The sequence below is a fragment of the Chloracidobacterium sp. genome, assembly GCA_025057975.1.
In the GTDB taxonomy this organism is placed as follows: domain Bacteria; phylum Acidobacteriota; class Blastocatellia; order Chloracidobacteriales; family Chloracidobacteriaceae; genus Chloracidobacterium.
The window spans coordinates 20,226-40,168 of the sequence record JANWUV010000006.1 but is presented as its reverse complement, the minus strand read 5'-3'; the positions used below and the strand labels follow the sequence as shown (position 1 = coordinate 40,168).

Below are 19,943 nucleotides of genomic sequence, written 5' to 3'. Positions count from 1 at the left end.
AGAGAAACTTGCCCGTTGGCAAACCCATCACCGCTCAATGATGTCCAGCATGGACGGGCGCGGCGTCTCCAGCGTCGTCCGCACTGGCGGCGTCACAGGACGCATCCCGCCCAGCGTCGGGTTGCGCAACGCCTGTTGCGCCTTCTGCATGCGGTTGATTTCGCTGCCCCCTTCGCCGGCAAAATCGCTAGATGAGCCAAGTCCTGACAACCGCAGCAAAAGGTTGTTCTGGTTGGTCGCAAAGGCGAGGCCGTCTTCCTGCGTAATGATGCCCTGACGAATCATCCGCTCGATCACTTGGTCAAAATGCTGCATGCCTTCGAGCGAACCGTCTTCCATAGCGTCCAGCAGTGACTTACCTTCACTTTCGCCTTTCTCGATGTATTCACGGGTGCGCGGTGTGGACTTGAGGATTTCAACGGCGGCGACGCGCCCTTTGCCGTCGGCGCGCGGAATCAAACGCTGGCTAATAATGTAACGAAACGCCTGCGCCAACCGAACCCGAATCACGTGCTCCTCATTCTTCGGAAAGATGCCGATAATGCGATCCACGGTCTTGGAGGCGTCTGTGGTGTGCAGGGTCGAAAACACCAAGTGCCCCGTCTCAGCAGCCTCAAGTGCAATCTCCGTCGTTTCGAGGTCGCGCATCTCCCCAACAAGAATCACCTTGGGCGCTTGCCGTAGGGCCGCTCGTAGCGCCAGCGCAAAGCTAGGCGTGTCGCTGCCTAATTCACGCTGATTAATCGTGCAGTTTTTGTGTGTGTGGAGGAACTCAATCGGGTCTTCAATCGTGACGATGTGGTAGAATTTTTCCTCATTAATCTTCCGCAAGATCGCCGCCAGCGTGGATGACTTGCCGCTCCCAGTCGGGCCAGTCACTAAGACGATGCCGTTTTTGAGATTCGAGATTTCACCCAACTGCGGCGGCAGCCCTAGCGACTCAAGAGTGGGCACTTCCGTTGGGATGACGCGCATCACAATCGAATAAGTGCCGCGCTGGGAAAAGATGTTGACGCGAAAGCGTGTCCGTGACGGCAAACTGTAGGATAAATCCACCGAACCGGTTTGAACCAACTTCTCCGCCGCGTCGCTGTTGCCCGCCATCAACGCCATGGCGATGATTTCGGTCTGGTAGGGCGTCAGGTTGCGAAGTCCCTTGATGTCCACCGGTACAAGCTTACCGTTGAGTTCGACCTGCGGCGGACGGCCGACTGAAAAATTCAAGTCGCTGATTTTTTCATCTACCGCAAGCATGCGCTCAATGATTGGCGGTAAATCAAAGTAACTCATACAACCCACTCCCCCTTAGGCTTCGATCTCTGAACGCCGGCTGTTACAGCGTGGCAAACAAACCCGGTCGCCGGATGCAAAGGTTGGTTCAAACGCATTAGTGCAGGTGAAACGCTATACCAGCCCTCCTGCCGGCGCAAGACGGCAGACTTGCGTCAGCGCGCGATTGGCCGTTCACGCGGAAACGCCGTCCGTAGAACGTTTGCGGCGAGATGCCGGGGCGCTGCTTTTCACCAGCGATTTTAGTTCGGACATAAACTCCGTCACGTCTTTGAATTCCAAATACACCGAAGCAAAGCGAACATACGCCACTTTGTCGAGCTCCTTGAGCCGGCGCATGATCAGTTCCCCGATTTTTTGCGTTGAACGCTCGCGGTCGCGCGATTCCTGCACATACTTCTCCACAGCCGCCACAATGGCTTCCAGCTTGGCTGTCGGAATCGGACGCTTTTCGCATGCGCGCGCCAACCCAGCCAACACCTTCTGGCGGTCAAATGGCTCACGCCGACCGTCCTTTTTGATCACCATGTAGGGGATTTCGTCAATCCGCTCGTAGGACGTAAAGCGCCGTTCGCATTTTAGGCACTCACGCCGCCGCCGAATGACATCCCCTTCGCGGCTTTCACGCGAATCTACAACCCTGTCCTCAAGGTTGCCACAGTATGGACACTTCACGTCGTTACCCGTCTTGTTAGGAACTCCACAGCCGCCAGCCGCCGCCTCGAACGTACTCCCAACGCCCTTAGACTTTAATATTCCGTGCGCCGAAAAACTCCTTGAGCGCTGGGTACACGTCTTCCTTGCTGTCAATCCGCACGCCAATGAAGCGATCCTGCCGTTTGAGATGCTCCTTGAAGATTGAAAGCAAAGCCCCTGACGAACGCCGGTAGCCTGACGTTCCCTCGTCCCCGATCTCACCGTAGCCAAACAGGTTACAGGTGGCAATCAACTTGTCGGCCAAACGCACGGCTTCATCGTTGTCACTGTAATAGTTGTCACCGTCTGAAAAGTGAAACGGGTAAATGTTCCAGTCCTTCGGCGGATAACGTTTCTCGATGATGTCGAGCGCTAGCCTGTAGGCGCTTGACACGACTGTGCCGCCAGACTCACCCTGCGTGAAAAACTGTTCTTCGGTGACTTCCTTTGCCTCGGTGTGGTGGCTGATGAAGACGATTTCAACGTTGTCGTACTTGGTGCGCAGAAACCGCACCATCCAGAAGTAAAAACTCCGCGCAATGTACTTTTTGAACTCACCCATTGAGCCGGACACATCCATCATCGCCATCACGACGGCGTTCGACTCAAACCGGATGTCTTCTTCCCAACTCTTGAAGCGCAGGTCCTCCTTTCTGAAGCCGCCGATCTGCGCGCGGCCACGCTCAATAGCATTGCGTTTGATGTTTTCGATGATGGAGCGCCGTTTGTCGAGGTTAGAAAGCGGGCCGGTGCGGCGGATTTCCGTAAAGCGCGTCGTTCGCGCCGGCATGGCTTTGTTGGCGCGTTCTTCTAAAAATGGCAGCTGCAGGTCTTCAAAAATCAGCGCCGCAATATCGTCAATGTTAACCTCGGCTTCGTAGTACTCCTGACCGGGAGCGTCACCAGCCGGGCCGCCGCCCTTGCCCGGGCCAGTACCAGGCTGCGCTCCACGCGCAATCACGTCGCCAACCTTGGAGTGACCATCGCCTTGACCAACATGCTTGCGCTTGTGAGGGTCGAACCGAAACTTATATTCCTCCAACGAACGAATTGGCACTTTGACCGTTTTGCGTCCATCCGACAGAATAATGGACTCGTTGGACACAATCGAACCGAGGTTTTTGCGGATGGCCTCCTTGACGCGCTCCTTGTGACGCTCTTGGTCAATAATGCCCTTGCGATGGAGGCTCCAGTCGTTTTGTTGAATGGCCATTCGTTCGCTCTCCACAAGCGCGCAAACGTGGCGTTCACGCGCCGACAAATTCAAATGCCGGTTGCAGCCGCCGGTGGTTCATCCGTCGCGTTCGTCAAGGCGACTGCTTCTGTTTTGGGGACGGCGGCGACGGACACAGCCGCTGTAAGCGGCGTCTCCGCCGTTGAAGGCGTCAGGGCAGCCGTCGGACGCGCCGCTTGCCGCCGACAAAAATCCAGGATAAGTGTTGCCGTTTCTTCCGGGCGCTCTTCTTCTGGAATATGCCCACAGTCAGGGATGACGAGAAACTCGGCATGCGGCAGGCGAGCGCGCAGCCGGACGCCTAGGGTGACGGGAATCGCGCGGTCGTACTCGCCCCAGATGATGAGGGTCGGAACCGTCACGCCGTCCAACTCCTGCTCGATCCAATTCAAATCCCACTGGCGCGCCGTCGTCATCGCCGCCCGCTGACCTTCCACCGTCCGCAGCGCGCGGAAGTAAGCTGCGATGCGCTCCGCCGTCACCATGCGCTGGTCATGGAAAAAGCCACGCAGCAGCGTTTCGACCGTCCGGCGCGTCGCCATCAGTAACGGCACGGCCGTTTCGCCCACCAACCATGTCCGAATAATCTGCGCATAGAGGCTGAAGGGATACTGCCGCAGAGGCGCGTCATTATAGGCGGCGTCAATCAGCACAAGGCCGGAGACGCGCGAACGCCACATCAGGGCGCACGCCAACGCAACCGCGCCGCCGAAGGAGTTCCCCACCAGCATCGCCGCTTCGATCCCCAGTCGGTCAAGGAGACCAACGACAAGCTGTGCGTGATCCTGGACATGATACCGCCGGTCAGCTGGCTTCTCTGAGAAGCCGAATCCCTTCAGATCCGGCGCAATGACGCGATAGCCGGCGGCTGCCAGCGGCTCGACAACGTCTTTCCAAGTGTAGTTCGAGGAGCAATAGCCGTGAATCAGCACTAGCGCCGGTGCGTCCGCCGCGCCGAACTCTTGGTAGTGCAAGCGCACACCGTCCACGACCGTGAAGCGGCTCGCGTCCGGGTGCGGTAGTTCGCCAACGCAGTCAATCCACCGCACGTCACGGGGACGCTTGAGATACTGCCAGGCGACTCCGCCCGCCAGGGCGGCGCCGCCGAGCGCCGCCAACCATTGTTTGGCCTTCACCGAAAAATCTCCTGAAAACATAAGTTCCGGCAAGCGTTTTCACAGCAACGCACGCCGGCGAACGGTAAAAACAAGTATAGCACGAATTGCGCGGCCGCTGTGCCGGTTGTTACCTTGACGCTTGTTTTCACCGCGTGGTATCTAGCGCCGTCGGTCAAAAATAAGGGTATTTGGTTGTCAGGCTAAAGGTCATCAGCAGTCATCGCGCGGACGGGCAACGGCAGTGGAAGGGACGCCAAACGACAGTCTTGATGCGGCCGGTACGGTCATCGAAGTCACGATTGCGAGCCACTATCGGTTTGTCGAAATGGTCGGAACCGTCGCGGATCAACTGACGCAGTTAGCTGGGTTTGAGGCTGAAAGCGCGGATTGGGTGGGCTTGGCGGTACGGGAGTCGATTGTCAACGCCATCAAGCATGGCAACCAACTGGACGCTTCGAAACCGGTACGTGTCCGCTTCCAGCTAACGGATGAACAGCTGATTGTGGTGGTGCGTGACTGCGGCAATGGGTTTGACGTGACGCATCTGGCCGACCCGTGCGCGCCTGAAAATCTTCTGAACCCGAATGGTCGGGGCATTTTTTACATGCGAACGTTCATGGATAACGTTGAATTCTTACCTCATTGCCAAGGCGGTCTTGAAGTCCGCATGATCAAGTATCGTCCAAACAATCACCACCACCGCAGTTGTTAGACAAGGCATAGCACGCAGCGCAAACGACATCACACGGCCGGTGCGAAGGTGTCCCTCATCTCCGTTGGGCGGTGCGTGGAGGTTTCAGGCTGATTCACTGACGCACCGGCGGATATTTCACAGTGAAGGAGTCCCGCGTCCATATGTCACTGACCATCTCCCACCGCAATGTTGGCGATGTCGCCATTCTTGACTTGAGCGGCAAGATCACCATCGGCGAAGGCAGCGTCCAACTTCGCGAGGCAGTCAAGTCGCTGCTTGAAAATGGCAACAAGAACATCCTGCTCAATCTGGGTGATGTGAGTTACGTTGACAGCTCCGGCATCGGCGAGTTGGTTCACAGCTACACCACGGTCAAGAATCAGCAGGGTCAACTCAAGCTGTTGAATCTCACTAAGAAGATCAAGGACCTGCTGATGATCACTAAGCTGCTCACCGTGTTTGACACTTTTGACAACGAGGCCGACGCCGTGGCGAGCTTCGCCTAGACCGATTGGGCTGTTCTCGGCTGGCTTTTCCTCTGGCGTCCGGCGCTTGGGCCGTCAGCCGCCGGGCGTCTTGAACGCTTCCGGGGACTTATGGCGCGGATTCTGGTCACAGGCGGTCTAGGCGTAGTTGGCGCCGGGCTGGTTCGTGAACTCCGCGAACGACGTCACGAGGTCATCGCCTGCGATTTGGCGCATCAACCCGATGAAGTCGCTTTTGGCCTGCAAGGCGACATACGGGAGCCGCGTTACGCCCGCTGTGACGTTAGCGAGTACCGGCAGCTTGTCCGCCTATTTGATCACTTCGGTCATTTCGATTACGTGTTCCACTGTGCGGCGGAGTTCGGACGGTGGAACGGCGAAGACTTCTACGAAACGCTCTGGCGCACGAACGTCATCGGTACTAAGCACCTGCTGCGCCTTCAGGAAAGTCGGCGTTTTCGGTTGGTTCACTTCTCCTCATCGGAAATCTACGGCGATTATCCACACCTGATGGTTGAACACATCACCGACGAGGTGGAAATCAAGCAGCTCAACGACTACGCGATGTCAAAGTGGGTCAATGAGATGCAGATTCGCAACGCCATCGAACAACACGGGGTGGAATGCGTCGTAGTGCGGCTGTTCAACACCTATGGCCCGGGCGAATACTACAGCCCGTACCGCTCGGTGAATTGCCGATTTCTTTACTGCGCGCTCCACGGGCTGCCTTGGACAGTCTATCGCGGGCATGCTCGTACCTCGACGTTTCTGGCGGACACTGTGCGGACAGTGGCGAATCTGGTCGAGCGATTCAAGCCAGGTGAGACCTACAACATTGGCGGCGACCGGTTGCACACCATTGAAGAACTGTCGGAGACGGTTATCAAAGTGACTGGCGCTTCACCGTCGCTGGTGCGTTACGCCGAGTCCGAACCGCTGACAACGAAAATCAAACTTGTCGACACAAGCAAAGCGGTGCGCGACCTCGATCACCGCAACACGTATAGCTTGGAAGAGGGTTTGCGCATCACCGCCGACTGGATGCGGCAGGTGTACAAACTTGATAAGACCTAAACTGGGGCGATATGCCGGACTGGACTGACCCGCACCAGCAAGCCACACACCGACGCTTACCGCTGTCTTTTGGAAGGCGGCTGCGGCCGTTCCTGATGTGGCTATGGGTTGGGTCGGCGACGGTTGCGGCGACAGGGCAAGCTGCGCCGCCGACGCTAAAAGCTAACGTCTTTGTAGCGACTGACGAACGGCTGTTCGTGACGTTGGCGGCGCTCAGTCTAGCCGGCTTTGAAGCGGAAACGCCCAGCGCGCCGCCGAACGAAGTTCGCGCCCAACTGCTGCGTGAGCTTGAGGCGACGCCGCCGGAAGTGACCGAGAAGTTACGCGCGTTTTGGAAGCGACTCCCAGAGGCGGAGCGAACACGCCCAACCTTGCTGGGCAGCGTTATTGCACTGGCCCTTATTGCCCGTCCGCTGCCCGACTTTACCCTGCCGCCGGATGATAAACTCCCGCCGGATGTACGTCCATTGGCGGGATTGGCTCCACTCGTAGCGGAATTCGCTGCTCGTTCGCCGGTCAGATCGGCTTTCGCCAAGTATGCGGCAAAGTATACCGGCTTGACCACCTCACTTCAGCAAGTCGCCGACGAAGAACTGTTTCGCTTGTTGGCGTTTCTCCACACGCAGCCGATTGTGACAGCCCGCGACGCGCCGCCCCTTGCAGACCTTGACACGCTGACCAGCGCGAACCTACCGGCTAATGAACTGCGGGAACGGACGCGTCGCCTGTTCATTCTACTGGATTGGCTAGGGCCGGCGGGACGGGTAGTGGCGCGCAACGATTTCCTAGACGGCGCCGACCGGCGCACCTACCGTCGTCCAGGTGATGAGTTTTTCCTTGTCGTGAGCGCTCCACGGGAGATGCCAAACCGCGCCGTCCGACGGGCGTTGCTGCGGTTCATTCTGGAGCCAGTCATTGCGCGTTCCGGCAGGCTAATCGCTGACCGCCGCGCCGCCATTCTGAAGCTGGCCAAAGGTGTTCCGCAGGCGGACGCCGCGCTTACCAACAATGTGTTTGAGATTGTCCGGGAGTCACTTGGGCGTGCAATTGAAGCGCGCCTAGCGGTTCAGGCAGCTCGCTTGGCGGCGCGGACGGCGAACACTGCTACGAATCCAGCCGACGTGTTGGTTGCTGATGAAGAAGCGCGCGCCGAACTGCTTGGCGTTTGGGAGCGAGGCGGCGTCCTGGCGTTGCACTTCTTTGAGCAACTGGCTGCGTTAGATGAAACCGGCGTGGACATTCTCGAATGGCTACCGCGCATGGTGATGAGTTTCGACGCTGACCGTGAGCGTCGCCGCCCGACCGAACTGGCGGAGCTGCGCGCGCGGGTTGAACGGCGACGGACGGCGGCCCACAGCGCGCCGGCAATGCGAATGCTTTCCCAACTCGAACAGGCCGACGAACTGTTGCGCGCTGGAAAGTATGCTGAAGCGCGGCGATTGCTGGAGACGCTGCTCCAGGAAGAGCCACGTAATGCACGTGCGGCCTTCGGCCTAGCTGAGTTGACGGCCAAGCAACCCAGCGTCGTTGAAATGGACGCAGAGGCGGATGAAAGCGACAAGCTAGCGGCTCTTCAGGAACGGCTTGAGCGGGCAGTTGAACTCTACGAACGTGCGGCTGCGTTGGCGCAGGAAGACGAGCGATGGGTGGCCTCACGGGCGTATGTGGCAATTGGCAAGATTTACGACTTAGCTGACCGGCGGGCGGAGGCGGTGGCGGCCTACGAGCGGGCAATTCGGATTGGCGACGTACGCGGCGGCGCCTACGCTGAAGCGTTGGCCGGCAAGGCGCAGCCCTTTCGCCTAACCAAGCCCTGAACCTGTTCGGTGGTACGCAAGCTTCCAACCTGCTTCCAAAGAGCCTCCACCCGCCCAAGGGCGGCGGCTTCCACCATGCACCTAAGACCGCCGTCCGCTTAGAGCGGGTCACTACAACGACGGCCCGTTGCCGATGGCGCGGCGACGAACCATATAGCCGTCGCGCGCCTTGACTTTGACGTTCTTACGAGTCACCACCCGCACCTCAATTTTGCGATAGCCGGGCGTATCCGGGTCCTGCGGCTCGTAGGAAAGCAGGTAGTACCGTCGCGCTGTCTGATCTATCCGCTGAAAGGCGCGCTCCAAGTCAATCACCTTCTGGGGAAATGCTACGTCGCCGCCGGTTCGGGTACACAGCTTCCGCAACGCTTCGTCATCCTCGCCGGCGACCATTCCCGCGCCCGTCCCGAAAAAGCCAGCGTTGCGCGTACTGATGCCGAAAATCAGCACCTCGTACCGCTGGGCGATTTCAATGGCCTCCTCCAAGGTGTGTTCGCTGGCGGTGTCGGCCCCGTCGGTAATGACGATGATAATTTTGCGGGGCGTCGGGACGTTGTACATTTTCTCTTCACAAACGCGATACACGGCATCGTAGAGGGCCGTATCTCCGCCGGCCTTCACTTCCATAATCGCTTTGGCCAGCAGGTTGGTGTCGTCGGTGAAGTCCTGACGGAGTTGCACCGTCGAGTCGAACGTCACAAAGAGCGCCTGATCTTTGCGCCGCCGGATGATGGTCTGAAGAAATGAAATCGTAGCTTCCTTCTGGAACTTCAGCTTCGGTTTGACGCTTGCGCTGGTGTCCATCAAGATGGCGACAAACAGCGGCAGGTCGGTTTTGTCCTCAAAGGATTCAATCTTCTGCTTCTTCTTATTTTCGTAGATTTCAAAATCGTCCTTCGTCAGCTTGCTGATGAAGCGGTCATCCTGATCCGTCACGATGACCGGCACGGTCACGTTAGTAATTCGAATGACGTCTTCACCGGCGTCTTGGTTTTGCCTCCCTCGGTTTTGGGAGGCGGCAGGACGCCCTGGCGCGGTTTGCGCATAAAGCGCTGGCTCTGGAAAAGAGCCTGGAAAACCAACGAGGCCGCTTCCAACCAAAAGCAGGACCAGCGTCTTGAGACGTAGGTCCTTCACAATAGAGCTGGTCATCACGGTTCTCTGATCTCGTACCATAGGCTGAACTGACCTCCGACGGCGCGGCTCACGAGCCTCCTTTTTACCGGTCGCATTGCGCCGTGGCGGCCGTTTCAAACGTCAAACCACGCGCCAGCCGTGCTTTCTCGGTATGGCGGGCTAATGCAAGCTCAATGAGTTGATCGAGGACGGAAGTCAGCGGCCGCCCACTGGCTTCCCACAGTTTGGGGTACATGCTGATGCGCGTAAAGCCCGGCATCGTGTTGATTTCATTGACGACAATTTCGTTTGTTCGGCGCAAAAGGAAGAAATCCACGCGCGCCAACCCGGCGGCGTCAATTGCCTGAAACGCACGCACCGCCAACCGGCGCACTTCCTCACTTTGCTCCGGCGACAGCGGCGCCGGAATGACAAGCTGCGACTGACTATCGGGTGAATACTTGTCGGCGTAGTCGTAAAAGGCCGCCCCGCTGATGATTTCACCAGGGAGGCTGGCTTCCGGCTGGTCATTGCCTAAAACGCTAACTTCAATCTCCCGTACCTCGTGACCTTGTTCGACGATAATGCGCCGGTCATACCGTGCGGCCAGTTCTACAGCGGCGCGGAAACCGGACGGCTCATCCACGCGCGTAATCCCCACCGACGACCCTAAGTTGGCCGGTTTGACGAACACCGGCAGCCCAAGTTCCCGAAGCACATCATCTGTCAAACGCGCGCCTTGCGTCACCCAGTCATGGCGGGAAAACCAGCGGAACCTGACAATCGGCAGCCCAGCTTGCCGGAAAAGCTGCTTCATTACGATCTTATCCATACCAGCGGCTGACGCCAACACACCGCAGCCGACATAGGGCAGGTTCAGCATCTCAAAGAGTCCCTGAATCGTACCGTCCTCGCCGTACGTGCCGTGCAATACAGGAATCGCTACATCGAGTTCCTCAAGCACACCTATCAACGAAGCCAAGACTTGCGCCGGCGAGGCTGCTGGCGTCGAGGACACCGCCAAAGGCGTCGGCGACCCTGCACCTGTCTGAAGCATGGCCGAAGCCGCCGCGCCGGTCTGCCACACGCCGGCCCGCGTAATACCAATCGGGATGGCGCGATAACGCTTTGGATCTAAAGCTGCAAGAATGGTCGCCGCCGAACGAAGCGATACCTCATGCTCGCTGGAGCGCCCACCAAAAATGACCCCAACAGTAAGTCGTTGTAACACGCTAGAACTCCTTGAATGTCACCGGACCATGCGCCGCCGCTCCAGCCGGGCCGAGGTCGGCGACACGGGAGTTGCGCCGGCAAAGCGGCTACGATAGCGTTTTGTGGCCGGTCTTGCATCCCTGATTTGCCTACCTCTGATGCATCCGCCGAACGGTGGCTGGAGTTTCGCCCCTCGAAACCGCTTACGATGTCGCCCACTTTGCCGCCGCAAGGTCGCCACTGGTTGTTTGCGCTTGCCGCTCTGCTTGCCCTAACCGGACAGGCGGCCTGCCTGAAAACCGCTGGCGGTGGCGACAAGCTGGACGACGGGGTCGTGATCACCGAGCGTGTGGATATGTTTAACTCGACGGCTCTAGTCAACTCCAAGATTGGGCAACTCCGGAAAGGCGACAAAGTCGCCATCTATCACCAAGCGGAAGTCAACGGCGTTGAATGGGCCAAGGTTCAAAAGGAAGGCGAATCTAAAGTCGGCTGGATTGAGGCGCGGCACATTGTTCTACAACGGCTGCTAGACGCCTGCCGAGCGCTTGAGCAGGAAAATATCGCTGTTCAGCCGCAAATCGGCGGCCGCCTCAAGCGCGAAACGCGCCTGCGGGTGCAACCCAGCCGCGATTCGGAAGTCATTACCGTCCTCAAAAGCGGTACAGAATTTGACATCCTCAAGCGCCGGCGGGTGGAACAGCGCATTCCTGTTACGGATGAATCCGAAAGGCCGGGCGCGGACGAAAACGACGTCAAGTACGATACGTGGTATCTCGTTCGTTTCCCAGAGAACTCGATCTACCGGATTGGGTGGCTGTACGGCGGCTCGGTTGAACTCATTGAGCCGCCCGCCATCGCCGGCATTATCGGTGGTGGGCGGCGCATCGCTGGCGCCATCCCCTTCGGGACGACCCTCGACAAGAACGGCATCGCCCTGAAAAACTATTTCATTCTTGACAAGCAGATTTTCAGCAACGATCCGGTCGCAGACTTTGACCGCATTTATGTTGTCCGGCTTGACCCGAAGACCGGCAACTACACGTCGGCTTACTACGAGTCGCCGGTGCGGGGGCTGTATCCGGTCGCCTATCAGAATGACAGCGACACAGAGGCCAGATTCTTTGTCCCGCTCATGGATAAAAACGGCAATGTGACGCAGGTCGAATACACGGCTGGACTGGTCAACAACGTCTGGGTAGTTAGGAAGGGCAAACTTCCACCGCCCGCTGTACCAAACCGACGTAGGTGAAGGCGGCGGGACGGCCACCGAAGCAACGCCCACTCATCGGAAGAACACACTAACCCACCGGATGAGGCCGATGAACGTGGCGACGGCGGCGACGCCAACCAAGGCCAGCGCCAGCATCCCAGCGAAAACAATGTAAAATCGAAGACCTGGCATGTCGTCCGGATTCTGGTTGCGGCCAAGCACAAAATCTTGGAAAAGCTGCTTGAAGCTTTCTTCCTCCGCGTTCCCAGCCGCCGTGTCCCTCGGCGCGTCGTCGTACAAAACCTGTGTGGTGGTTTCAGTGGCCGTGACCGGCGTGGCTGACGCGACATAAGGCTCAGAAGCAGCTTTGGAGGAGGGGACGCCCGGCGCATTCGTCGTAGGCGTGGACATAAGATACCTCACGGGACGGTTCTCAACCCGGCCGCACCGGCTCGGGGGCATGGGTAAGCCGCTCCTGTAACCAAGCTACGGCGGCCGTGAGCGCCGCTGCAAGCTCCGCTTGACGCCCATCAAAAAAATGATCCGCCCCGGCGACGACTGTCAGTCCTTTGGGTTCACGACAACGGGATAGCCAAGCTTCAACCGCCGTCACCGGCCCAAAATCGTCTGCGTCGCCTTGAATAATCCGCTTCGGCAATGGGACAGTGTGCAAGAATGAAAAATCAAAGCGTGTGACCGGGACGCCAATACCCAACAGGCCTGCAACGTGCGACCGGCGCACAGCAGCCTGGAAGCCAACCCACGAACCGAAAGAATAACCCGCGACAACGAGCTGGTCGCCGGGGTGTTGTCTGTGCAGGTAGTCTAGCGCCGCCGCTGCATCCTCTTGCTCGCCAACGCCGCCGTCATAGCTTCCGCGACTGGCTCCAACGCCCCGAAAGTTAAAGCGCAGGACATGCGCGCCAGCCGCCGTAAAGGCTTTGGCGGTACGATACACGATGCGGTTGTGCATCGTACCACCAAAGACTGGATGCGGATGACACACCAGAGCCGCCCAACCCCGTGGCTGTGGCGCTGGCGTGTAAAGTCCCTCTAACGGCCCTACCGGGCCGTCAAACAGCAAAGTCATCCACTCATTGCCAAGCGACGTGCGCCGCCGCGCTCACCTCAGCCACACCGAGGCCGCGCCTTCAAGCCGCTGGTGTCGACGGCTGAGGCTGGATCAGCGTCGAAATCAGGGCGATCGCCCCTTCGGCAAGTGTCTTGAGCAACGCGCCAATCGCTTCGACGATGCTGACAATCAGTTCCCCGAAACTCTCGGCGTAGTTGTGGAATGCGCCGCCAAGATAGCCTTCGTATGGCTCACGTACGTACTGACCCATAAGTTCCTCCGAACACAGGCGAGTCAAACTCAATCCATAACGGCCTTAGCCGCTGAAGTACAACGTGGCGAATGCCATCGCCAGACCAACCGGTAGTGCGATTTTCAAGGCTTGCGTATTGGTCAACGGCCCCTCGGACGTGCGTAGCCCGAAGCGTACAAACAAAAAGCCAACCGTAACGTAGGCGATGACATAAATGACGAACTCAACCACCGACATGCTCATACAGCCGAACCGTCCTCGGCGCCTTTTCTAGCTTCGGGCACAACTGGAAAGGCGTAGCGCACCACCTAGGGTTTACTTGTTGGTTCAGGGGACGAGTAACACCCCCACCACCGGCGGTGACTGTTCAATCAGCAGCCGACTGCGCCCAACGATACCGGCTTTTCACCACGCCGACTATCAGGACGCCACCAGCTTGGCTTCATAAACCACATCGGTTCCGACACTACCGGCGACCTTGATGGTTGCGCCCAACTTGGTTGAAACATCTAGAGGACGCGGCTCGGTGTCTTTGAGATGGATGGGATTCTCAAACAACCGATATGTCTTCCCCTCGGTGGTTTTGATTTCGTTGGGGCCGGTGACTTGACCAGTTACCGTACCGTACTCCAGTAGTGTCGCCGATTTCTTGGGCTTCCTACCAAACAGCATACCCTTCCCTCCCCACTTCAACAGCTCATGACCAACCCGCTTCGTCAGGTTGAAGGAGGCGAATCATACGTACATTCGCCAAGTTGATCAGCCTGCCTCCATCCACTGCCAACCACCGTGCTTGTGACAACAAAATGCCAAGGGTGTCAACATTCTCTACTTCTGTATCCATGCGAACCTCAACCGGTTCGACACCGCCCACGAACCACACCTGAAGTCGCATGCTTCACCTGCGCATATGTCCAGAACGTTCCTTACTGCTGCGCAACGACAGAGACCCGACAACTTATCTGCGGACTTGTTTGTAATCTTTCTTTTCTTAGCACTCACCAACGGCGACGACAAGCTCCGTCGGTACCACTGTACTTCGCCACGCACGCCGCCGCCAAACGCCGTTCTCACTTGTTCCTCAGTTTTTTCACTTTGCTGTCCTGCGCATCTGTGCGCCTTTCACGCCTCTACTGCACCTAAGCGGAAGTACACCGAGTGAGGCGGTGCTTTCCAGCTATGGCGCTTTCTTCCTCAGAAATGTTTGCGCCCACACCCAAACGCGATCCGACACCATAAGTGCGCCCCATATCAGCAGCGCCACACCAAGCCCCTTCCACCCTTCAGTCGCCATCAGCTCCCAACCACCTTCTTTGTAGACGTCGTACAACCACACGCCGACCGCAAACCCAATCATCGTCGATCCCAACACTTTGATCTCTTTCAGCGTTTTGTTTCGCGTCATCGTCCACACGCCCCGGTTGAAGTGACGTTCGAAGACAACCTGAAACGGCGCAGGGGGCGTTTCCCGCCAACGTACGCCGAGAACCCACATGTCAAAAGCGGGCGGCGGTCATCGCCGCCGCCCGCAGACACTGAACAAGATGGTTTCCATTACCGCCGGCCGGCGGCCGTCTTTGCGCCGCGCTTTGCCGAATGATCTTCAACCGGCTTGACGGTCACACCGCCCTTGTCGCGCAGCAACTCAAAGCCCAGCGCTGGGCCGTCAATCGTCGTGGTCGTCGCCATGACGGGGCCGTTGGCGCGGCTTTCATTAGATGCCACTGGGCAGGCCGTTCCGCCGACGCCGAAGACGTTGACAAAGAACCGCATCCGTCGGACAGCCGGCAAAGCGATGCGGAACGTCAGCGTCCGGCTGTCACCCGGATTGAGCGTCCCAATCGGCGTGTTACTGCCGATTGGCGCTTGACCGTTGATGGTGGACTGGTTGGCACCGGCTTGTCCGCCGCTGCTGCATGTCGCACCATCGGCTGTCAGCAAACGATGCGGGTTCGGTGAAGCGACAATGACGCCCGTCGGCGTGCTGTCCGGGTAGCCCAGACCAACGACCTGCACGAAGACATTCGAGATTGGCTGCGAACTGGTGTTGGTCAGCACCGACGTGATCACAAGGTCGCCGGCGTAGTTTGGCAAGCCGCACGTATTGCCCGACAAGCCGCTGCTCACCACATTGAGCGACACGCGGCAGTTCTGAAGCACCGGCGTCGCTGTCGGTACAACCAGCACCACCCGCTTCGGATCGTGGTCGGACAACCGACGCGGCGATGCCGGGTTGTTGCGGTCAACTTCGGGGAAGTCGGCGTTGACGCGCGCCGACTCGGCATACGCCCCTTCGCTGGCGACATTCGGCGTCACGGCCACTTGGTCGAGCGTCTGGGCGCTGCCGTCAAATAGAAATGAGTAGTTATTTTCAGTGGTTGTTGTTCCAGTCAAACTCACCAACGGCGGCGTCGGTGGATTCCACGCGCCGGTCGGGGCCAACACCACGCGGGTCTCGTTCGCGCCGCTCGCAGGCGGCGTCGGTGGGTTCCCCAGAATCGTGTTGTAGATGTCCGTATAGCCGTCATTGAACTGGAAACCGTTGAAGTCGCCGATAACGACCATCCGCTCGTTCGGGTTGTTAATCTGCCGCTGGCGAATGAGATTGGCGACAAACTCCGCCTGCAACTGCCGCTTGTGCCGAACCCGGTAGCCCTCATTCGGATACCCGTTGATCGGCGCACCACCGGTGGCGATGTCATTCAGCGACCGCTGGTGCAGGTTGATGACGGTGAAGGCGTAACTCCCTAGCGACCCTTGCAAAATGATCGGCGGGCGGTCGTTGAGAATCGTTGTTGAGCCGTCGGGGCGTACATAGGTGTCGCTTGCGCCCACCTGCGTCACGCTGCCCACCGTAATGCGATTCGTGTTGACGAGATACGCCACGGCGATGCCGCCGACATCGTTCGTCGGGAAAATGTAGCCGACATAAAACGGCAGGCTCGGATTGCCGTTGGTCGGATTGCCGTTGTCGGTGTTGAGCCGAGCCGCCATGTCGTTGATGACGACCGGCAGGTTGTCCGTCGGCGCTTCGACCTCCTGCAGGCCGATGACATCCGGGTTGCGGAGGACGTTCCGCACCTGCAGCGAGAACTTGTTGAGCCGGTTGGTGTAGGCCGTCGGCGTCAATACCGGCTCGCTGCGCCCCGGATCGTTTCGGTCGTCAAAGAATCGCTCAAGGTTCATCGAAGCAATCGTCACATTGCTTGGCGGCACAATCGGAAGCGGCGCTTCAACGCCGACGCCGGGCACACCGGGATTGCTAAACACCGGCGGGTTGGCCGCCTCCGGCAAAATGGTGAAGGTGCGGAAGGCGTAGTCCATCGCGCCGATCAAGTTGGTCACAATGCCGGCCACCGGCAACGTCACAGGATTCCCGGCCGGCACGTTGAGCGCCGTCGTCCCCGGCTGTCCGGTGCTGAAGACACGGATGAGTTCCGGGTTGGCGTCCCAGCGGGGAACGTTCGCCGGCGGCGGCAGCGTTCCTGTCACGCCGCCGTTCGGTACGGTATCCGGGAAACGAATCCCCGGCTCACGGAACGGTCGGTTGAAGCAGAACCCACTGGTGCATGGCTCGGCGACCACGCCATAGAACACGCCGTTGGTCGTCGCGGTGGCGGTCGTTTCATTCACGCTCCCGCCGGTCGGCGACACGACGGCCAGATGGTTGACCTGTACGCGCATGCCTTCAAACCGCTCGTAACGCAGCGGCAGAGCCGGCTCCAGCGCCGACGGCGTACCGGCAATCGTCGGTGTGATGACCGTCGGAGCCGGCAGCGGCGCGCTGCACGCCAGCCGCGCAATCGTCAGCGTCCCCGAAAGCTGTGTCACGGACGGTTGCTGCGGATCGGCGGCCGGCACGAACTCCGCCACCGTGCCGCGTACGCGCACGAGGTTGCCGATCTGCACCGGCGGCGCGCTGCCCGTGAAGACAAAAATGCCTTCCGACGTGTTTGGATCGCCGTCGTTGAGCGGAGAACCGTCCGGCGTCTGAATGAAGAAGCCGTTGCTGCGCAGACCATAGACGACGCCTTCCGTCGTCTGCACCGTGCTGACGAGCGGCGAGGTGTTGGTGGCGCCCTGAATCTGGTTGATGGCTATGACCGGTGTCGCCGCTACAACGTTAACCGTAATCGTGCAGTCCGCCGTTTGAGGCGTCGGCGTGTCGTTGTTCGACCAGCGAACAACAACCGTGTATGTGCCGGTCGGCACGGTGTTGGCGATTTGGAGCGTCGCCGTCGCCGTGCCGCCCACGCCGCCGGCCGGCGTGAAGTCCACAATCGAGAAGCCCGCCGTCGGCGGCGTCACGCTGAAGACGACGGCATTGTTCACGATGCTGTCGGCGTCCGTGGCGCTCAAGCCGCAGGCGACGGCCGTTGTGCCCTGGAAAGCCGAAACCGCGCCGGGGCAGGAAGGCACGATGGGCGCGGTCGGCGGCGGGCCGCCGCTGGAAAGCGTGAAGTTGTCAATGCCGAAGCTGTCGCGGGCGCCGCTGCCGCTTGAGTCGGTCAGCGCCACAACGCGGAAGAATACGCTCGGCTGGTTGCTTACCTCGGCGGATTGCGTCGGCGTCAGCGTCACTGAAATGTTGGTGTTGCCCCATGCGCCGGGGTCGTTGTAGGTCGCCAGCGTTACGAAGGACGTGGGAGACGCGCCGACGCCGTACTGGAGCGTCCATGTCGTACTGCGCGGCTGGACGCTCAGCATCTGCGCGTCGAAGCTGATGGCGGCAATGGTTTCGCCGGTGGTGTCGCGCTGGTAAGTGAACGCCGCGCCGGGATCGCCAAAAGTGCCGGTCTGCCGGATGCCCAGCGCGCGGTCGGGGGCGCTGTTCTGCGCAGCGGCCGGCGTCGAAGCATTGAAGCCGGAGTTGTTGGCTGAAGCGAAGTTTTTGAAAGCGCCGCTGGTATTTCCCCAATCTATCCGCGTTGCGGAGAAGGTTGCAGCCGTCCCCAGTGAACTCGCTGTCGCGCCGGTGCGCACCGTCCAGCCGGGGGGCAGCCCGCCATCGAGGCCGTTGAAGTTCTCCGTATAAACCGTCGTCATGGTGGTCGTCGCCAAGGCGGACGGCGCGACTGCGACGCGGCTATTGAAGGAAGCGTCGGCGCGGGTTGTCCGCGACCAGGGCAAACAGAAAAGCGCGGCCGCGCCGACGGCCGCGCCAAGCGCAAGCGCCAACATCGCGCGACGCGATGGGGCGCTGGTCATATCCAAGTGCATATTAGTTCCAACTCCTGAATCCATGGCTGCGTCGCCGGCGGCGCGTGGCGTCGCCCCGGTTGACTTGCAGCGGTGAAAAAGAAAGTTCATCAGTGACGGATGCGTTTGTGTAGAGTGACGCCAACCTTATGCCCGCCATGTAAACGATTTGTTACTGATGAAGCTGGATTTTTCCGGTTACAGGTGTGCGCTGTGCGCTAACAACCGGCCCGGATAATGATTGGCATGACACAACTGGATGCGAAACGACTGACCGAACTGGACGGCATTCGCGGCTTTGGCGCGCTGGTTGTCGTCCTGTTCCACTACGCGCACCTCATCACGCGCCAGTCGCCGCCAAGCGCGCTGAAGTCGGTCGCCGATTATCTGGGCTGGACAATTGGCATCATGGACTTGTTTTTCATTCTGTCGGGTTTTTTGATCGCGGGCGGTTTGTACGACGTGCGCGACAAGCCAAACTACTTCAGAACGTTTTACCTGCGGCGCATCCTGCGAATTTTCCCGCTCTACTATGCCGTCGTCGGCGCGTTTCTCGTCGTCCGGCTGGTTGCGTGGGCGGGCGGGTTAGACGCGCTGTACTGGCTCATCCAGCGCCCCATCAGTACGCTCAACGCCGCCGACGGTCGCTGGTGGGCGAGCTACCTGCTGTATCTCCAAAACTTCGCCATGGCGTACACAGGCGAATATGGCGCGTACTGGCTTTCCCCAACGTGGTCGCTGGCGGTCGAAGAGCAGTTCTACCTTGGGCTGCCGCTGCTAATGCGCTACGTCCCGCTGCAGCGCCTACGCACGACAGTCATTGGGTTCATTATCGCTGCGCCGCTACTGCGTTTCGGGTTTGCATTGACGCCTTACTCGAATGCAACGGCACAGTATGTTCTGACGCCCTTTCGCTTTGACGCGCTGGGATTTGGCGTGTTGACGGCGCTGCTGTACCGTGACGCCGAAGCTTGGGCTTGGCTTGTCCACCAGCGGCAATGGTGGTGGGCGATATTGGCGGCAACGAGCGGCTTTCTCTTTCTGATTTACTCCAGACGGCTAAGCTTTTACGCGCCGGCGCAAATTGCCGCATTTTACGCCGCGCAAGCCGTCGCCTACACGATGTTGTTCTGGCTGGTGCTGACGCACCGCAGGGGGCGGCTGGCAGGGTTTTTCCGCTGGTCAGGCTTTGTGGCGGTCGGGACATTCTCCTACGGCCTGTACTTGCTGCATGTTCCGGTGTTGGGTCTGGCGCATGCAGTCGTCTTCGGCGGTGCTCCTAATCTTGATACCCCCGCGCGAATTTTGACGACCGTCACCGCCGCCGCCGTCGCGCTGGGGGCGGCGAAGCTCTCGTGGACATACTTTGAAGAGCCGTTCATTCAGCGCGGAAGACGGTTTCGCTATGACTAGCGCGCTTTCAGAGAAATGTAGCGGAGAATGAAAAATGGAGAATGAATCTGCGCGAAT

19 protein-coding genes are annotated in these 19,943 nt (G+C 59.2%); 6 read left to right on the top strand and 13 right to left on the bottom strand.

The features are described from left to right. Positions 1 to 27: 27 nt before the first annotated feature. The 4 genes from NZ585_06620 to NZ585_06605 all read right to left on the bottom strand — a co-directional run bounded on the left by NZ585_06620 (position 28) and on the right by NZ585_06605 (position 4,356). Complete coding sequence (locus NZ585_06620; GenBank protein MCS7079706.1) at positions 28 to 1,290, bottom strand: PilT/PilU family type 4a pilus ATPase; 1,263 nt, start codon at positions 1,288 to 1,290, stop codon at positions 28 to 30. A 174-nt stretch (positions 1,291 to 1,464) separates the two neighbouring features. Further along, positions 1,465 to 1,965, bottom strand: coding sequence for a transcriptional regulator NrdR (gene nrdR / locus NZ585_06615; GenBank protein ID MCS7079705.1), 501 nt, complete (start codon positions 1,963 to 1,965; stop codon positions 1,465 to 1,467). A gap of 67 nt (positions 1,966 to 2,032) precedes the next feature. Next, entirely contained in the window at positions 2,033 to 3,199 is a 1,167-nt protein-coding gene (gene yhbH / locus NZ585_06610) for a sporulation protein YhbH (GenBank protein ID MCS7079704.1), read from the bottom strand. Positions 3,200 to 3,249: 50 nt separating this feature from the next. Further along, complete coding sequence (locus tag NZ585_06605; protein MCS7079703.1) at positions 3,250 to 4,356, bottom strand: alpha/beta hydrolase; 1,107 nt, start codon at positions 4,354 to 4,356, stop codon at positions 3,250 to 3,252. Between the two features lie 223 nt (positions 4,357 to 4,579). Here NZ585_06605 and NZ585_06600 point away from each other — a divergent pair, with 223 nt between their 5' ends. From NZ585_06600 to NZ585_06585, 4 genes are all read left to right on the top strand, one after another. Next, complete coding sequence (locus NZ585_06600) at positions 4,580 to 5,050, top strand: ATP-binding protein (protein ID MCS7079702.1); 471 nt, start codon at positions 4,580 to 4,582, stop codon at positions 5,048 to 5,050. 143 nt (positions 5,051 to 5,193) lie between these two features. After that, positions 5,194 to 5,538 carry an STAS domain-containing protein gene (locus NZ585_06595; protein ID MCS7079701.1) on the top strand — a complete coding sequence of 115 codons (345 nt, stop codon included), beginning with the start codon at positions 5,194 to 5,196 and terminating at the stop codon, positions 5,536 to 5,538. Positions 5,539 to 5,628: 90 nt separating this feature from the next. Further along, positions 5,629 to 6,591 carry an NAD(P)-dependent oxidoreductase gene (locus NZ585_06590; protein MCS7079700.1) on the top strand — a complete coding sequence of 321 codons (963 nt, stop codon included), beginning with the start codon at positions 5,629 to 5,631 and terminating at the stop codon, positions 6,589 to 6,591. Positions 6,592 to 6,602: 11 nt separating this feature from the next. Then, entirely contained in the window at positions 6,603 to 8,408 is a 1,806-nt protein-coding gene (locus NZ585_06585) for a hypothetical protein (protein ID MCS7079699.1), read from the top strand. A gap of 111 nt (positions 8,409 to 8,519) precedes the next feature. On the opposite strand, the gene NZ585_06580 is transcribed toward NZ585_06585, so the two are convergent. After that, on the bottom strand, positions 8,520 to 9,560 hold the full coding sequence (locus NZ585_06580) for a VWA domain-containing protein (protein ID MCS7079698.1): 1,041 nt from the start codon (positions 9,558 to 9,560) through the stop codon (positions 8,520 to 8,522). A 67-nt stretch (positions 9,561 to 9,627) separates the two neighbouring features. Next, positions 9,628 to 10,755: a D-alanine--D-alanine ligase gene (locus tag NZ585_06575; protein ID MCS7079697.1), complete on the bottom strand. Its 1,128-nt coding sequence runs from the start codon at positions 10,753 to 10,755 to the stop codon at positions 9,628 to 9,630. Positions 10,756 to 10,944: 189 nt separating this feature from the next. Here NZ585_06575 and NZ585_06570 point away from each other — a divergent pair, with 189 nt between their 5' ends. Next, positions 10,945 to 11,988, top strand: coding sequence for an SH3 domain-containing protein (locus tag NZ585_06570; GenBank protein MCS7079696.1), 1,044 nt, complete (start codon positions 10,945 to 10,947; stop codon positions 11,986 to 11,988). A 33-nt stretch (positions 11,989 to 12,021) separates the two neighbouring features. Here the strand turns inward: NZ585_06570 and NZ585_06565 are convergent, their stop codons facing one another. The 7 genes from NZ585_06565 to NZ585_06535 form a co-directional block, all read right to left on the bottom strand. After that, positions 12,022 to 12,360, bottom strand: a complete 339-nt coding sequence (locus NZ585_06565) for a hypothetical protein (GenBank protein ID MCS7079695.1) — start codon at positions 12,358 to 12,360, stop codon at positions 12,022 to 12,024. Between the two features lie 22 nt (positions 12,361 to 12,382). Beyond that, positions 12,383 to 13,039: an alpha/beta fold hydrolase gene (locus NZ585_06560; GenBank protein MCS7079694.1), complete on the bottom strand. Its 657-nt coding sequence runs from the start codon at positions 13,037 to 13,039 to the stop codon at positions 12,383 to 12,385. Positions 13,040 to 13,100: 61 nt separating this feature from the next. Continuing rightward, positions 13,101 to 13,292 carry a hypothetical protein gene (locus NZ585_06555; protein MCS7079693.1) on the bottom strand — a complete coding sequence of 64 codons (192 nt, stop codon included), beginning with the start codon at positions 13,290 to 13,292 and terminating at the stop codon, positions 13,101 to 13,103. A gap of 45 nt (positions 13,293 to 13,337) precedes the next feature. Further along, entirely contained in the window at positions 13,338 to 13,517 is a 180-nt protein-coding gene (locus tag NZ585_06550; GenBank protein MCS7079692.1) for a hypothetical protein, read from the bottom strand. A gap of 177 nt (positions 13,518 to 13,694) precedes the next feature. Continuing rightward, positions 13,695 to 13,946 carry a hypothetical protein gene (locus NZ585_06545; GenBank protein MCS7079691.1) on the bottom strand — a complete coding sequence of 84 codons (252 nt, stop codon included), beginning with the start codon at positions 13,944 to 13,946 and terminating at the stop codon, positions 13,695 to 13,697. A gap of 505 nt (positions 13,947 to 14,451) precedes the next feature. After that, positions 14,452 to 14,679 carry a hypothetical protein gene (locus NZ585_06540; protein MCS7079690.1) on the bottom strand — a complete coding sequence of 76 codons (228 nt, stop codon included), beginning with the start codon at positions 14,677 to 14,679 and terminating at the stop codon, positions 14,452 to 14,454. A 149-nt stretch (positions 14,680 to 14,828) separates the two neighbouring features. Continuing rightward, positions 14,829 to 18,584: a nuclease gene (locus tag NZ585_06535; protein ID MCS7079689.1), complete on the bottom strand. Its 3,756-nt coding sequence runs from the start codon at positions 18,582 to 18,584 to the stop codon at positions 14,829 to 14,831. 135 nt (positions 18,585 to 18,719) lie between these two features. On the opposite strand from NZ585_06535, the gene NZ585_06530 reads away from it, so the two are divergent. After that, positions 18,720 to 19,886 (top strand): acyltransferase, encoded by a 1,167-nt coding sequence (locus tag NZ585_06530; GenBank protein MCS7079688.1) that lies wholly within the window; start codon positions 18,720 to 18,722, stop codon positions 19,884 to 19,886. Positions 19,887 to 19,943 lie beyond the last annotated feature (57 nt).